Origin of the sequence: Actinomyces sp. ICM58 (assembly GCF_000283035.1) — a bacterium.
Classification (GTDB): domain Bacteria; phylum Actinomycetota; class Actinomycetes; order Actinomycetales; family Actinomycetaceae; genus Pauljensenia.
In genome coordinates, this window is sequence record NZ_ALIY01000061.1 from 1 (window position 1) to 12,985 (window position 12,985).

The following is a 12,985-nucleotide window of genomic DNA, read 5'->3' on the forward strand; positions in this document are numbered from 1 at the left end:
CGGGGCCTCGTCGCGGGAAGCGGCGGCAGGCGTGGTCGGAGCGCTGGCATCGTTGCTCAGGAGCTCGATCAGCTGGGGCTTACGAAGCTGGGAAAAGCCCTTGAGACCGCGGGATGCGGCCAGAGCCTTGAGCTCGGGCAGCTTCATCGCCGACAGCGACGCGGTCGTCATCTCGGCGGGGGTTTCGTTGCTCACGAAGGGATCCTTACTGGAATGCGCCCATATCGGGCGGGTGAATTGCTCAAGCACAAGAAAAAGCTTGATAAGGGAGATGCGCAAGGAAGGCGCATCGCAACGGTCGGAGTCGAGCAGTCGACTCGGACCTGGGGAAAATATAGCAAGACCGCCAGCCCGCTGTCGATCAGACGGCGCGACTGGCGGTGCTTGCGCAGAAACTCACAGCTCGCAGGCTGTTCAGAACTCGACTTTCGCGAGGGAGCCGCGGGTGATCTGCACACCCGACGCAGCGACGCCGAGCGGCAGGACGCGCCACCCGGAACGCGCGGCTTCGCGGCGGATGTCCGCGCCCACGGGCTCGAGCGACATGACGGTGGGGCCGGCGCCCGAGACGACGGCCGCGTATCCCGCGCCGCGCAGCCAATCGACCAGCGCGAGGGAGGGCTCCATGGCGCCGCGTCGCTGCTCCTGGTGGAGGCGGTCGCGCGTGGCCTCCATGAGCAGCGTATGCAGGTCCGCTCCCCCGCTGGCCTGGGCCTGTCCCGACAGGAGGGCCGCAAGCGAGGCGGCGCGGGCAACGTTAAAGCGCGCGTCCACGTGATCAACGGTGCGCGGCAGGGCGGCGCGGGCCGTGGCCGTGCGCAGCTCAAAGTCGGGAATGAAGACGACCGGTTCGATGCCTTCGGGCGGGCTCAACCGCAGCGCACCAACCTCCTCGGTCTCCTCGTTCATCCAGGCGACCGTTGCGCCACCGAAGACGGCGGGGGCGACGTTGTCGGGGTGGCCTTCCATCTGCGAGCCGATCTCGAGAATCTCCTGGCGTCCGAGCACGTCGGCATCGCCGATGAGCGCGCGGGCGAGCGTCACGCCCGCGACGATCGCACTGGCGGAGGAGCCCAGGCCTCGCGAATGAGGGATGCGGTTCGTGCAGCGCATGCGCACCCCCACCTGGGGCGCGCCTGCTCGGTCCAGCGCCAGGCGCAAGGCGCGCACGACGAGGTTGTCCTCGCCCTGCTCCACGTTGCCGGCGCCCTCGCCCTCGACAACGACGGAGGTCGGGCCCGTCGTGGCGTGAACGGAGACCTCGTCCCACAGGTCGAGGGCCAGTCCCATGCAGTCGAAGCCGGGGCCAAGGTTCGCGCTCGTCGCGGGAACCTTGACGGCGACGAAATCGTCATGAACGCGCACGTCACTCACCCTCAACGCGGATCGTGGAGGTCACCTCGCGCACCGCGTCGGAGACGGCGAGCGCACGGGCAACAGCACGCAGGTCTGCCTCGCGAGCCCGGTGGCTGGTCACGACGATGACGCAGGCGCCGGGCACCTGGTCGTTGCGCTGATGCACGGACTGAATCGACACTCCGTGGCGGGCGAAGATGCCGGCGACGTCGGACAGGACGCCCAGGCGGTCTTCCACCTGGAGGCGGATCTGGTAGCGCGTGTGGGTCGAGCCGGGGTCGAGGATCGGCAGGTGCGCGTAGACGGATTCGCGCGGCGCGTGCCCGCCGAAGGCGCGGTGGTGCGCGGCGGCCACGAGGTCGGACAGGACGGCCGAGGCCGTGGGGGCGCCGCCCGCTCCCTGCCCGTAGAACATGAGGCGCCCGGCGTTCTCACCCTCGACGAGGATGGCGTTGAAGGCGCCGTCGACGGACGCCAGCGGGTGATCCGAGGGCACCTGGGCGGGATGGACGCGCATCGCGACGCCCTCGCGGCCATCCTCGCCGATGCGGCGCTCGGCGATGGCCAGGAGCTTGATGGTGTGGCCCACGCGAGCGGCCTCTTCCATGTCCTCCTTGGTGATGTTGGAGATACCCTCGACCGCGACGTCGTCGATTCCCACGCGGGTGTGGAAGGCGAGCGAGGCCAGGATGGAACACTTGGCGGCGGCGTCCAGTCCCTCGACGTCGGCCGTCGGATCGGCCTCGGCAAAACCCATGTCCTGCGCCTGCTTAAGAGCGTCCTCGTAGCTCAGTCCCTTGGAGCTCATCGCATCCAGGATGAAGTTCGTCGTACCGTTGACAATGCCCATCACCGTCGTCACGCGGTCACCTGCGAGGGACTCACGCAGGCCGTACACGACGGGCACGGCGCCGGCGACGGCAGCCTCGTAGTAGAGGTCGGCGTCGTTGGAGGCGGCAGCCTCGTACAGCTCCGGACCGTGCGCGGCGAGCAGGGCCTTGTTGCCCGTCACGACCGAGATGCCCTGGGTGAGGGCGCGCAACACGAACGTGCGCGCCGGCTCGATGCCGCCGATCAACTCGACGACGAGGTCCATCCCGTCAATGGCCTCGGCGGGGTCGGTCGTCAACAGCTCGCGGTCGATCGGGGAGTCGCGCGGGGCATCCACATTGCGGACAAGGACTCGGCGGACCTCCATCTGCGCACCGGAGCGGGCGGCGAAATCCTCGCGGCTGGACTGCAGGATGCGAATGACCTGGCTACCGACGGTTCCAGCGCCAAGAACGCCAACTGCGAGGACCGGACGGGGTGCGGACATAGGGATTATCTCCTTCGTGAAACGGGCACTGGTACCAGTGTAGGTGGTCAAAGGCCCCCCTTCCCTAACGGGGACCTTTGTCCTATAATTGAGGTGCGAGAGACTTTAGACCCACACCCCTGAGACACAGAACATAGATCGATGGGCGAAACAGGTTGTCTGGTCCGCATCGACCGTAGGACAATAGACCCAAGCGCCGGAATCCGGCGCACTGACGGAGCTATGCTCCCAACGACCGTCCCCACAGGGAAACGGAAAATCCGAGAAGAGGAAGAATGACGACAGCAGACCAGAAAGCCTGGGAAGGTTTTGTCAAGGGTAACTGGTGCGATGAGATCGACGTCCGCGACTTCATCCAGCTGAACTACACCCCGTATGAGGGCGACGCCTCGTTCCTGGCTGGCCCCACTGAAAAGACCATGCGGGTCTGGAACACCCTCGAGGAAAAGTACCTCTCCGAAGAGCGCAAGGTGCGCATCCTCGACGTTGACACCGACACCCCGGCCGACATCGACGCCTTCAAGCCCGGTTACATCTGCGAGGACGACAACGTGATCGTCGGCCTCCAGACCGACGCTCCGCTCAAGCGCGCAATGATGCCCAACGGCGGCTGGCGCATGGTCGAGACCGCCATCCACGAGGCCGGCAAGGAATACAACCCCGAGGTGAAGAAGATCTTCACCCAGTACCGCAAAACCCACAACGACGCGGTCTTCGACATCTACACCCCGCGCATTCGCGCCGCCCGCTCCTCCCACATCATCACCGGCCTGCCGGATGCCTACGGCCGTGGCCGCATCATCGGTGACTACCGCCGCGTGGCCCTCTACGGTGTTGATCACCTGATCGCCGAGAAGCAGAAGGACAAGGATCGCTACGCCGACCAGCCCTTCTCCGAGCACTGGGCGCGCTACCGCGAGGAGCACTCCGAGCAGATCAAGGCCCTGAAGAAGCTGAAGAACCTGGCCGCCTCCTACGGCTACGACATCTCCGGCCCGGCCACCAACGCGCACGAGGCCGTGCAGTGGACCTACTTCGGCTACCTGGCCTCCGTGAAGTCTCAGGACGGCGCCGCCATGTCGATCGGCCGCCTCTCCGGCTTCTTCGACTGCTACTTCGAGCGCGACCTGAAGAACGGCACGCTCGATGAGTCCGGCGCGCAGGAGATCATCGACGCCCTGGTCATCAAGCTGCGCATCACCCGCTTCCTGCGCACCATCGCCTACGACCAGATCTTCTCGGGCGACCCCTACTGGGCCACCTGGTCCGACGCCGGCTTCGGCGACGACGGCCGCACGCTGGTCACCAAGACCTCGTTCCGTCTGCTCCAGACTCTGGTGAACCTCGGCCCGGCCCCCGAGCCGAACATCACCATCTTCTGGGACGAGAACCTGCCCCGCGGCTACAAGGAGTTCTGCGCCCGCATCTCGATCGAGACCTCGTCGATTCAGTACGAGTCCGATCCGCAGATCCGTGCCCACTGGGGCGACGACGCCGCCATCGCGTGCTGCGTGTCCCCCATGCGCGTCGGCAAGCAGATGCAGTTCTTCGGCGCCCGCGTGAACGCCGCCAAGGCCCTGCTCTACGCCATCAACGGCGGCCGCGACGAGATGAGCGGCAAGCAGGTCATGGAAGGCTACGAGCCCGTCCAGGGCGACGGCCCCCTCGACTTCGACGACGTGTGGAAGCGCTACGAGGAGATGCTCGACTGGGTGGTTGGCACCTACGTTGAGGCCCTCAACATCATCCACTACTGCCACGATCGCTACGCTTATGAGGCCATCGAGATGGCTCTGCACGACGCCGAGATCATCCGCACCATGGGCTGCGGCATCGCCGGTCTGTCCATCGTCGCCGACTCGCTGGCCGCCATCAAGTACGCGAAGGTCTACCCGATCCGCGACGAGACCGGCCTGGTCGTCGACTACCGCACCGAGGGCGATTTCCCGACCTACGGCAACGACGATGACCGCGCCGACGACATCGCCGCGACCGTCGTCCACACCGTCATGGACAAGATCCGCGCGATCCCCATGTACCGTGACGCGATCCCGACCCAGTCCGTCCTGACGATCACCTCGAACGTCGTCTACGGCAAGGCCACCGGCTCCTTCCCGTCGGGCCACGAGAAGGGCACCCCCTTCGCCCCCGGCGCGAACCCCGAGAACGGCATCGACACGCACGGCATGGTCGCCTCCATGCTGTCGGTCGGCAAGCTGGACTACAACGACGCGCTCGACGGCATCTCGCTGACGAACACGATCACCCCGCAGGGCCTGGGCCGCTCCAAGGAAGAGCAGATCCAGAACCTGGTCGGTATCCTCGACGCCGGCTTCGTCCCCGACGATTCCTGCGCCTACGACGGCACCAAGGGCTACTGATCCACCATCGGCGGGGATCAACTCGTATCCGTATGTTGATCCCCGCCACCCAACCCGTGGGTGAGGCCGCGACCCGGCCTGCCCAGCCGGCACCGCCGGAGTCTCACAATTAAGGAGAAATGTTATGGCAACCAAGACCTACGAAGAGCGTCTCGCTGACATGAAGGCCGCCCGCGAGGAGCGCGGCGACAAGGATGGCCTGTACCACGCGAACATCAACGTCCTCGAGGAGTCCACGCTGAAGGACGCGATGGAGCACCCCGAGAAGTACCCGAACCTGACCGTTCGCGTTTCCGGCTACGCCGTGAACTTCGTCAAGCTCACCCGTGAGCAGCAGCTGGACGTCCTGTCCCGCACCTTCCACCACTCGGCCTGATCGGTCGACGGTAGTGGGGCGTTGGGCGCACGCCCGGCGCCCCACTACTATGCCCGCCGGTTCCGCCCGCAATCGCTGACGCCCCGACATCGTTCGCGCCATCGCCGCGCCCGTACTACCTCGAAGAAGGAATCATGACGCAGCCCCTCGCCATTCCCACGTTCCGCGAGCAGGACTTCCAGGCTCCCCAATCCCGTACCGTCGGCGCGGGCGTCGAGGGCCTTGAGGAAATCACGGACCTGGAGCGTTCCGAACGCTTGCGACGCATGCGAGAGGGCACGCTCGGTTCCATTCACTCCTGGGAGCTGGTGACCGCCGTCGACGGCCCCGGCACGCGCATGACTGTGTTCCTCAACGGCTGTCCGCTGCGCTGCCTCTACTGCCACAACCCTGATACGTTCCTCATGAAGGACGGCGCTCCCGTGTCCGACACGGAGCTGCTCTCCCGCATCGCCCGCTATCGTCGTATTTTCCGAACGACGAAGGGCGGCATCACGCTATCCGGCGGCGAAGTCCTCATGCAGCCCCACTTTGCCAAGCGCATCCTGCTGGGTGCCAAGGAGATGGGCGTGCACACGTGCATCGACACCTCCGGCTACCTGGGCGCGAACTGTGACGACGAGATGCTCGACGCGATCGATCTGGTGCTTCTGGACGTCAAGAGCGGCGACGAGGAGACTTACAAGAAGGCGACCGGCCGTGAGCTGGCACCCACAATTGCGTTCGGCGACCGCATCGCGGCTCGAGGCGGGGACACACGCATCTGGATTCGTTTTGTCCTGGTTCCGGGCCTGACGGACGACCCCGAGAACATCCGCAAGGTCGGTGAGATCGTCACCCGCTGGAAGGATGTCATCGACCGTATCGAGGTTCTTCCCTTCCACCAGCTGGGTAAGGACAAGTGGCATTCCCTCGGCCTGGAGTATCAGCTTGAGGATGCGAAGGCTCCCACGCCCGAGGCAACGGAGGATGTGCGCGAGTACTTCCGCTCGCTGGGTTTCGAGGTCCACTGAGACACACCGCGTGTGACGGACCCCGGCGGGGGCGGCTTAGGTTCGCTCCCCCGGGGTCCACGTGTATCCGGGGCGTCCCCAGCCCTTGGAGTGCGCGAGCTCCGCGGCCATCTGCCCGTAGGGCTCCTCCAGGCGGTCGACGTAGAGGGTTCCTCGGAGGTGGTCGTATTCGTGCTGGAAGATGCGCGCGAGCCAGCCGCGCGCGGCCACCGTGATCGGGCGCCCATTCGCGTCGTAGCCGCGCAGGATGGCGCCGAGCGCGCGGCGCAGCGGATAGGTCACGCCGGGGACCGACAGGCAGCCCTCGGCCTCGTCGGCGATGTCTGGCTGGGCGGGGAGGATCGCGCCCGCACCGGCCTCGTCCCAGACGAGGTCAAGCGTGGGGTTGACGACGACGCCGCTCATCGCGTCGTTGAAGCCGAGGGTGGGGGCGAGGTCCAGGGCGAGGGCGTCACGGTAGCGCCTGTCGAAGGGCCCGCCTCCCCGGTACGACCAGACGAAAAGCTGGAGCCCGACGCCGACCTGCGGGGCGGCCAGCCCCACGCCGGGGGCCTCGTGCATGGTGTCGATCATGTCGGCGACGAGGTCGGTCAGGGAGGAATCGAAACGTTCGACGGGGTCGGCGATCCTGTGCAGGACTGGCTCGCCCGTGATGCAGATCGGCAGGACGCTCATGCTTGTTTCCGCCAGGTTCGCTCATCGACGACGCCGGCTCGGGCGGCCTGGAGCGCGCGCGGGGCGGTCGGGTCGAGTTCCTTGATAACGCGGGCGGGGTTGCCCACGGCGATGGAGTTGGCGGGCACGGAGCGGGTAACGACGGCCCCGGCTCCGATGATCGAGTTTTCGCCGATGGTGACGCCCGGGCAGACGACGACGGAGCCGCCCAGCCACACGTTATCTTCGAGGGTGATCGGGGCGGCGGACTCCCACTTGGCGCGACGAGGCCCGGGCTCGGTCGGGTGGATCGCGGTGTAGAGCGAACAGTTGGGGCCGATGAGGACGTCGGCACCGATGACGACCGGGGCTACGTCGAGAACAGTCAGGCCGTAGTTGATCCAGGATCCGTCACCGATGGTGATGTTGTGCCCGTAGTCGACGCGCAGGGGCGGGCGAATGTCGATGTCCTCCCCCACCTCGCCGAGGACCTGGGCGAGCAGGTAGCGGGCGATGTCCGGGTCGGTGGGGTGCGCCTGTTCGTAAAGGCTCAGGAGGCGTACCGCGCGCTTTGTGAGTACAGAAAGCTCGTCGTCGGCGATGTAGTAGTCGCCGTCGCGCATGCGCTGCGCGGGCGTGCGCGCGTCGTCGCGGAATCGAGGGTCCTCGAAGGTTGTTCCCGGTGTGATGGTCATGCGACCAGGGTAGTGGACGCCTTCTCGAGTCGGGGGACGCGGCGCGCGTCGAGGTGGCCGAGCAGGCAACGCAGCTGGGCGATGTCGTCGGCGGGGTCCTCGGGGTGCCACTGCACGCCGATGATCGGGGCGTCGGGAGATTCGATGGCCTCGACGGTTCCGTCGGGGGCGTAGGCGCTCACGCGCAGGGTGTCGCCGAGACGGGCGACGCGCTGGTGGTGGGCCGACGAGATGGTCAGGCAGGAATCGACGAGCACGGGGGCCAGGGCTCGCTCGAGGTGGCTGTCGGCGTCGACACGCACGCTGTGGCGCACGAATCGGTGATCGGAGAGGATCGTGGGGTTGGAGTGGGTGCCGTCGGCGATGTCCTGTTCGAGGGTGCCGCCGAACGCGGTGTTGATGATCTGCATACCGCGGCAAATGCCCAGCAGCGGGGTGCCGGTTCGGGCAGCGTAGTCGACGAGGGCGAGCTGTCCGAGGTCGGCGCGGTACCAGTGGCGCCCCTCGCGCTTGTAGCCCTGGAAGGCTCCGTAGTGGGCGGGGTGGACGTCTTCGCCGCCCATGATGATGATTGCGTCGGCGGCGCTGGCGCGCAGCGTGGCGCCCTCGGCTCCGTCTTCCTGCGCGTATTCGCGGATGACGTTCCAGGTGGGCAGCGCGGCCTCAAGCAGACGATCCCACAAGCGCATGCAGATGTTGTTGTATGCCTCGTCCCCCGGCCGTGCCGGCAGGACGTTGGAAATCAACAACGTCGGCTTCGTGTGGTTCAACATGGCTTCTATCATGTCAGGCCGAGGCTTCGGGCGCGCTCCGCGTTCACGGGGTGACCAATTGTGACGGAACGGTCCACCGGGTGGCACGAGTCCAACAGGTGCTTTCCTCGACGGACGAGGCCGGGGCGGGTCTCCCCGAGCCCCGGCCTCGCGCTCCCACAGGGTCAGTGCTGTGCGACGAAGCTGTCGATACGCGCGTGCATCGCTTTCTTCTGTTCGTCCGGGATCCAGGCGATGTCGATGGAGTTGCGGGCGATGCGCTCCAGGTCCGCGCGGCTAAGGTTGAAGCGCTCGGCAAGCCCCAGGTAGTTGTCGCCGACGTAGCCTCCGAAGTAGGCGGGGTCGTCGGAGTTGATGCTGACCTTCACGCCGGCTGCGGTCAGTTCGACGATCTCTTTGCCCTTCATCTCCTCCGTGACGAAGGAGTTGGACAGGGGGCAGGAGGTCAGGCCGATGCCGTGGTCTCGCGCGTAGGCGACCAGCTCGGGGTCTTCCACGATGTTCGTGCCGTGGTCCAGGCGCTGCGCGCCCAGCTCCGTGAGGGCGGCGCGGATGTTGTCGATGGAGCCGACCTGGTCGATGTCGCAGTGCATCGTGACGTGCAGGCCGGCCTCGCGCGCCAGCTGGAAGACGCGGGCGAACTTGGTGGGCGGGTTGTCTCGCTCGTCGGAGTCCAGCCCCACGCCGATGAACATGTGCTTGTAGGGCAAGGCTGCCTGGAGGGTCTCGAGCGCCGACTCGGCGCTCATGTCACGCAGGAAGCACAGGATGAGATCCGCGGACAGGCCGGTTTCGCGGGCCTCGACGACAGCGCGGTGATAGCCGCGGATCACGGTGTCGATTTCGATACCGCGCGTGGTGTGGGCTTGCGGGTCGAAGAAGCACTCGGCGCGCACGACGCCGTTGGCGCGCGCACGCTGGAAGTAGGCGGCCGCCAGCGCGTAGAAGTCGTCCTCGTCCTGCAGGACGTCCATCGCCGGATAGTAGACGGCCAGGAAGGAGGTCAGGTCGTTGAAGCGGTAGGTGGCCTGCACTTCTTCGACGGTGCTCTGGCCGATATCCACGCCGTTCTTGCGTGCCAGGGCCAGCTTCAGGTCGGGCTCGAGGGTGCCCTCCAGGTGCAGGTGCAGCTCGGCCTTGGGCAGGCCAAACGCGAAGTCGCGGGTGACGTCGGTGCTCATGGATCCTCCTGACGGATGTGGGGTGGGTGTCGCAGAACTATTGTCCCACGTCACCCACCCCACACGGAGTGTTTCACGCATGAGCGCCTGAACGCGACTCGCTCAGGCCAGGGCGCCCATCGGGTCCCATGCCGGCAGGTGCGTCGGCTCCTCGGCGATGACGGCGCGCAGCTCCTCGGGCAGGTCGTCCACGTGGACGGCGACCTCGAAGACGTTGGCGTCAAACCAGGCGGCGTCCATGGTGAAGAATCCCTTCTCGCCGGGCTCTTCGCCCCAGGAGTTCTCCACGCGGAAGCGGCGCCCTTCCCCGGCCTCGTCGATGTCGACGCCGGTGAAGAGCATCGCGTGGTTCATCGCGGACTCGCCGGTATTCACGCGCTGTTCCTTCGAGGTGGAAAAGTCCACGCCGAACAGGTTGTCGTAGTCGTAGAGGCCGTCGACGAACAGGCCGGAGGCGCGGTCGGACTGTTTGCCGCAGTCGGCGCCGAACCAGACGACGCGGCCCGACGCCAGGACGGAGGCAGTGATGGTGCGGATCTGCTCGACGGGGGCGTTGACGTAGAGGATCGGGCGCCCGCCCACGACGTTGCCCATGTGGTCGACGGTGAGGGTGTGCCCCTTGGGGTGCTCGGCGCGCGGGTCATCGACGAGGCACACGTACTGGGTCAGGTCCACGTCCACGTAGCGGGAGTAGAACTCGCGCGGGGTGAGCACGCCGTCGCGGTGGAACTCGCCCGCATCGTCGCGCCATTCCCACTCAAACGAGGCCGGCGGCTCTCCCAGGCAGATGACGAGGATACGCCACACGTCGGCCAGGGCCGCCTCCTTGACCTCGTCGATCTCGTCCTCGGACGCTCCGGCGGCCACGAGCGCGCGCAGCTCCAGGGCGGTGCGGCGCAGGAGGACCTTGAGGCGCCCGTTCATCGGGGCGGTATGGCTGGAGGACTCGGTTTCGGGCATCGCGGTCTTGGGAACGAGGCCGTGCTTGAGGTAGAGGGACACGGCCATGTCCCACTGTCCGCCGTCGGAGAGCACGTCGCCGAGCAGGAACTGCAGGAGGCGGCCGTCGAGGTCCTCCGTCGAGGCGGTGGCGATGACGTCGGTGAGGAAGAAGTTGGCACGCTCGAACTTGTCCCAGAAGAGGACGTAGTTCTGCGAGAACTCGAAGTCCTTGACGCCCAGGTGTGTGCGGGTCGTGGAGCGCAGGAGGTTGAGGGAGGAGAAGAGCCAGCAGCGTCCGGACTTCTTCTGCGAGGTGACCTTCCAGTCATCCACCTTGTGGGAGACGACGGTGGGGGTGGCGACGACCTTGGCGCGGTCAAAGGCGACGGGTTCGACACCAGCGTGGGAGACGGCGTTGCGTGCGACCGTGCGGGCGGTGTCCGTGTAGGCGTGGAGGCGTTCGACCAGCTCGTCTGTGATCTCGTGTGCCATGCGACTGAGCTTCCTTTCAATCGAGAGTCATTCTCTATAAGGATACGCCCGGCCGCGTGACACAGACGAGCCGGCCCCGATTAGAATGGCGATAATGAGACAACGCAAAGGAGCATCCATGGTCAGGTACGGCGCGTCGGGGCGCGAAGTGGTGCTGCGCGACGGCGGCTACGAGGCGCGGATTGTTACGGTCGGCGCGGGTCTGGCCGGCCTGACGTATCGGGGCCACGAGGTGATCGTCCCCCATCGCGTGGACGAGTGCCCTCCCGCATACTTGGGAAAGGTCCTCATGCCCTGGCCGAACCGCGTGGCCGGCGGCGCCTACTCGTGGGAGGGGACGAGCTACGACCTGCCCGTCGACGAGCCGGCCTTCGGAACGTCCCTGCACGGTTTCGTGGCCTTCCAGGACTGGCAGGTCGACCGTGCCGACGCGTCCTGCGTGCAGCTCAGCACGCTCATCGCGGCTCGCTATTCCTATCCGTGGACGCTTCTCGCGTCCGCGCGTTACAGCCTGGACGCGCGGGCGGGCCTCGCCGTTGAGCTGTCCGCGACGAACGTCGGGCAGGGCACGGCTCCCCTCGGCGTCGGGTTCCACCCGTACCTGGCCGTCGACGGCATCGCCGCAGACGACCTCGAGCTCACCAACCCAGCATCGATCATCTACGAGGCGGACGCGAGCATGATCCCGGTCGCCGCGCACGACGTGGCGGGCTTCGGCCTGGATTTCCGATCCCCGGCACGAATCGGCGAGGCCGGGTTGGATCACTGTTTCGCGGGGCTGCCGCCGGGGACCTGGACTGTGACGCTGCGCGACCCCGACTCCGGCGTGGGGGTGTCGCTCTCGTCCGATGCGCGCTGGCTGCAGGTGTACACGGCCGACAACATCGGCCGCGTGGGCGTGGCCGTCGAGCCGATGAGCTGCCCGCCCAACGCCTTCAACTCCGGCACGGACGTCGTCGCGCTGGGCGCGGGACAGACCCACTCGCTGAGCGCATCCATCCGCGCCGCGCAGGGCTAGTATTTCCCAGCCGCAGCGCGGATGAGCGTCAGGGCAACCGCGCCGGCCGTCGAGGAGCGCAGCACGTTGGCCCCCAAGCCGATCACGCGGGCACCGGCGTCCACGAGCTGCGCCGTCTCCTCGGCGTCGATTCCGCCCTCGGGCCCCACGATGAGCGCAATCCGCGCGGGGAGCGTCCCATCGACCCACGAGTCCTGGACGTGGGCGAGCGCGGCCCCGAGCGAGACCGTGGCCTCCTCGTGACACACGAAGGCCACCCCGGCCTCGTCCGTGAGGGCGCGCACCCAGGAGGCCAACTCACGACTGTCCTTGACGTCCTCCACGGCCGGGACGAAGGCGCGGCGCGACTGCTTCGCGGCGGCTCGCGCGACGCCCTCCCACTTGACGCGACCCTTCTCGGCCTTGGGCCCCTTCCACTGGACGATCGCACGCCGGGAGGCCCAGGGAATGACCCGGTCGATACCGATCTCGGTGCAGATTTCCACGGCGGCCTCGTCGCGCCCGCCCTTGGCGAGCGCCTGGACGAGCACGATCTGCGGGCGCGGCGACTCTTCCTGGACCACCTCGCGCACGATGAGGGACAGCGAGGACTTGTCCGCGCCGCTCACCTCGCAGCGCAGACGCAGGCCTGCTCCGTCGACGACGTCCACCCATTCCCCGGCGCCGATGCGACGCACGGAGGCTGCGTGGCGCCCCTCCGAGCCGGACAGGGCCGCCCGCTCCCCCACCGACAGGGACGAGGGCGCGGGAGTGAGGTCGTCACTGAGAAAAACGGGTAGCGTCATG

Annotated in this window: 13 protein-coding genes; 4 read left to right on the forward strand and 9 right to left on the reverse strand. The window is 67.1% G+C overall.

Annotated elements, in window-relative coordinates; genetic code table 11:
* From HMPREF1138_RS11370 to HMPREF1138_RS03055, 3 genes are all read right to left on the reverse strand, one after another.
* Positions 1 to 249, reverse strand: a 249-nt coding sequence (locus HMPREF1138_RS11370; protein ID WP_443110648.1) for a Rho termination factor N-terminal domain-containing protein, incomplete at its 3' end; no start/stop codon positions are given.
* Positions 250 to 414: 165 nt separating this feature from the next.
* A complete protein-coding gene (thrB, locus tag HMPREF1138_RS03050) occupies positions 415 to 1,365 on the reverse strand; it encodes a homoserine kinase (protein ID WP_009056438.1) in 951 nt (316 codons plus the stop codon).
* 1 nt (position 1,366) lies between these two features.
* Positions 1,367 to 2,674: a homoserine dehydrogenase gene (locus tag HMPREF1138_RS03055; protein WP_009056401.1), complete on the reverse strand. Its 1,308-nt coding sequence runs from the start codon at positions 2,672 to 2,674 to the stop codon at positions 1,367 to 1,369.
* Between the two features lie 275 nt (positions 2,675 to 2,949).
* On the opposite strand from HMPREF1138_RS03055, the gene pflB reads away from it, so the two are divergent.
* The 3 genes from pflB (at position 2,950) to pflA (ending at position 6,444) form a co-directional block, all read left to right on the forward strand.
* On the forward strand, positions 2,950 to 5,055 hold the full coding sequence (gene pflB, locus HMPREF1138_RS03060; RefSeq protein ID WP_009056417.1) for a formate C-acetyltransferase: 2,106 nt from the start codon (positions 2,950 to 2,952) through the stop codon (positions 5,053 to 5,055).
* A 124-nt stretch (positions 5,056 to 5,179) separates the two neighbouring features.
* Positions 5,180 to 5,431: an autonomous glycyl radical cofactor GrcA2 gene (gene grcA2, locus HMPREF1138_RS03065; RefSeq protein WP_009056454.1), complete on the forward strand. Its 252-nt coding sequence runs from the start codon at positions 5,180 to 5,182 to the stop codon at positions 5,429 to 5,431.
* 134 nt (positions 5,432 to 5,565) lie between these two features.
* Positions 5,566 to 6,444 carry a pyruvate formate-lyase-activating protein gene (pflA, locus tag HMPREF1138_RS03070; protein ID WP_009056400.1) on the forward strand — a complete coding sequence of 293 codons (879 nt, stop codon included), beginning with the start codon at positions 5,566 to 5,568 and terminating at the stop codon, positions 6,442 to 6,444.
* A gap of 36 nt (positions 6,445 to 6,480) precedes the next feature.
* Here the strand turns inward: pflA and HMPREF1138_RS03075 are convergent, their stop codons facing one another.
* From HMPREF1138_RS03075 to HMPREF1138_RS03095, 5 genes are all read right to left on the reverse strand, one after another.
* Positions 6,481 to 7,119, reverse strand: a complete 639-nt coding sequence (locus HMPREF1138_RS03075) for a peptide deformylase (RefSeq protein ID WP_009056421.1) — start codon at positions 7,117 to 7,119, stop codon at positions 6,481 to 6,483.
* Complete coding sequence (locus HMPREF1138_RS03080) at positions 7,116 to 7,793, reverse strand: sugar O-acetyltransferase (RefSeq protein ID WP_009056399.1); 678 nt, start codon at positions 7,791 to 7,793, stop codon at positions 7,116 to 7,118. Before HMPREF1138_RS03080 ends, HMPREF1138_RS03075 begins: the two co-directional genes overlap by 4 nt.
* Positions 7,790 to 8,566: a gamma-glutamyl-gamma-aminobutyrate hydrolase family protein gene (locus tag HMPREF1138_RS03085; RefSeq protein WP_009056441.1), complete on the reverse strand. Its 777-nt coding sequence runs from the start codon at positions 8,564 to 8,566 to the stop codon at positions 7,790 to 7,792. The genes HMPREF1138_RS03080 and HMPREF1138_RS03085 overlap by 4 nt, the downstream gene beginning before the upstream one ends.
* Before the next feature lie 164 nt (positions 8,567 to 8,730).
* Positions 8,731 to 9,747: an adenosine deaminase gene (add, locus tag HMPREF1138_RS03090; protein ID WP_009056403.1), complete on the reverse strand. Its 1,017-nt coding sequence runs from the start codon at positions 9,745 to 9,747 to the stop codon at positions 8,731 to 8,733.
* Between the two features lie 102 nt (positions 9,748 to 9,849).
* Positions 9,850 to 11,181 (reverse strand): aminopeptidase C, encoded by a 1,332-nt coding sequence (locus HMPREF1138_RS03095; protein WP_009056429.1) that lies wholly within the window; start codon positions 11,179 to 11,181, stop codon positions 9,850 to 9,852.
* A 118-nt stretch (positions 11,182 to 11,299) separates the two neighbouring features.
* Between HMPREF1138_RS03095 and HMPREF1138_RS03100 the strand changes: the two genes are divergently transcribed.
* Positions 11,300 to 12,199, forward strand: coding sequence for an aldose-1-epimerase (locus tag HMPREF1138_RS03100; RefSeq protein WP_009056411.1), 900 nt, complete (start codon positions 11,300 to 11,302; stop codon positions 12,197 to 12,199).
* Here the strand turns inward: HMPREF1138_RS03100 and HMPREF1138_RS03105 are convergent.
* Complete coding sequence (locus HMPREF1138_RS03105; protein ID WP_009056437.1) at positions 12,196 to 12,984, reverse strand: 16S rRNA (uracil(1498)-N(3))-methyltransferase; 789 nt, start codon at positions 12,982 to 12,984, stop codon at positions 12,196 to 12,198. The genes HMPREF1138_RS03100 and HMPREF1138_RS03105 overlap by 4 nt on opposite strands.
* Position 12,985: the final 1 nt, after the last annotated feature.

What these genes read in the sequence shown, in the direction of transcription:
- HMPREF1138_RS03055 (WP_009056401.1), bottom strand. Translation starts at nt 2,674, where the DNA reads ATGTCCGCACCCCGTCCGGTCCTCGCAGTTGGCGTTCTTGGCGCTGGA.
- pflB (WP_009056417.1), top strand. Translation starts at nt 2,950, where the DNA reads ATGACGACAGCAGACCAGAAAGCCTGGGAAGGTTTTGTCAAGGGTAAC.
- grcA2 (WP_009056454.1), top strand. Translation starts at nt 5,180, where the DNA reads ATGGCAACCAAGACCTACGAAGAGCGTCTCGCTGACATGAAGGCCGCC.
- pflA (WP_009056400.1), top strand. Translation starts at nt 5,566, where the DNA reads ATGACGCAGCCCCTCGCCATTCCCACGTTCCGCGAGCAGGACTTCCAG.
- HMPREF1138_RS03075 (WP_009056421.1), bottom strand. Translation starts at nt 7,119, where the DNA reads ATGAGCGTCCTGCCGATCTGCATCACGGGCGAGCCAGTCCTGCACAGG.
- HMPREF1138_RS03080 (WP_009056399.1), bottom strand. Translation starts at nt 7,793, where the DNA reads ATGACCATCACACCGGGAACAACCTTCGAGGACCCTCGATTCCGCGAC.
- HMPREF1138_RS03085 (WP_009056441.1), bottom strand. Translation starts at nt 8,566, where the DNA reads ATGTTGAACCACACGAAGCCGACGTTGTTGATTTCCAACGTCCTGCCG.
- add (WP_009056403.1), bottom strand. Translation starts at nt 9,747, where the DNA reads ATGAGCACCGACGTCACCCGCGACTTCGCGTTTGGCCTGCCCAAGGCC.
- HMPREF1138_RS03095 (WP_009056429.1), bottom strand. Translation starts at nt 11,181, where the DNA reads ATGGCACACGAGATCACAGACGAGCTGGTCGAACGCCTCCACGCCTAC.
- HMPREF1138_RS03100 (WP_009056411.1), top strand. Translation starts at nt 11,300, where the DNA reads ATGGTCAGGTACGGCGCGTCGGGGCGCGAAGTGGTGCTGCGCGACGGC.
- HMPREF1138_RS03105 (WP_009056437.1), bottom strand. Translation starts at nt 12,984, where the DNA reads ATGACGCTACCCGTTTTTCTCAGTGACGACCTCACTCCCGCGCCCTCG.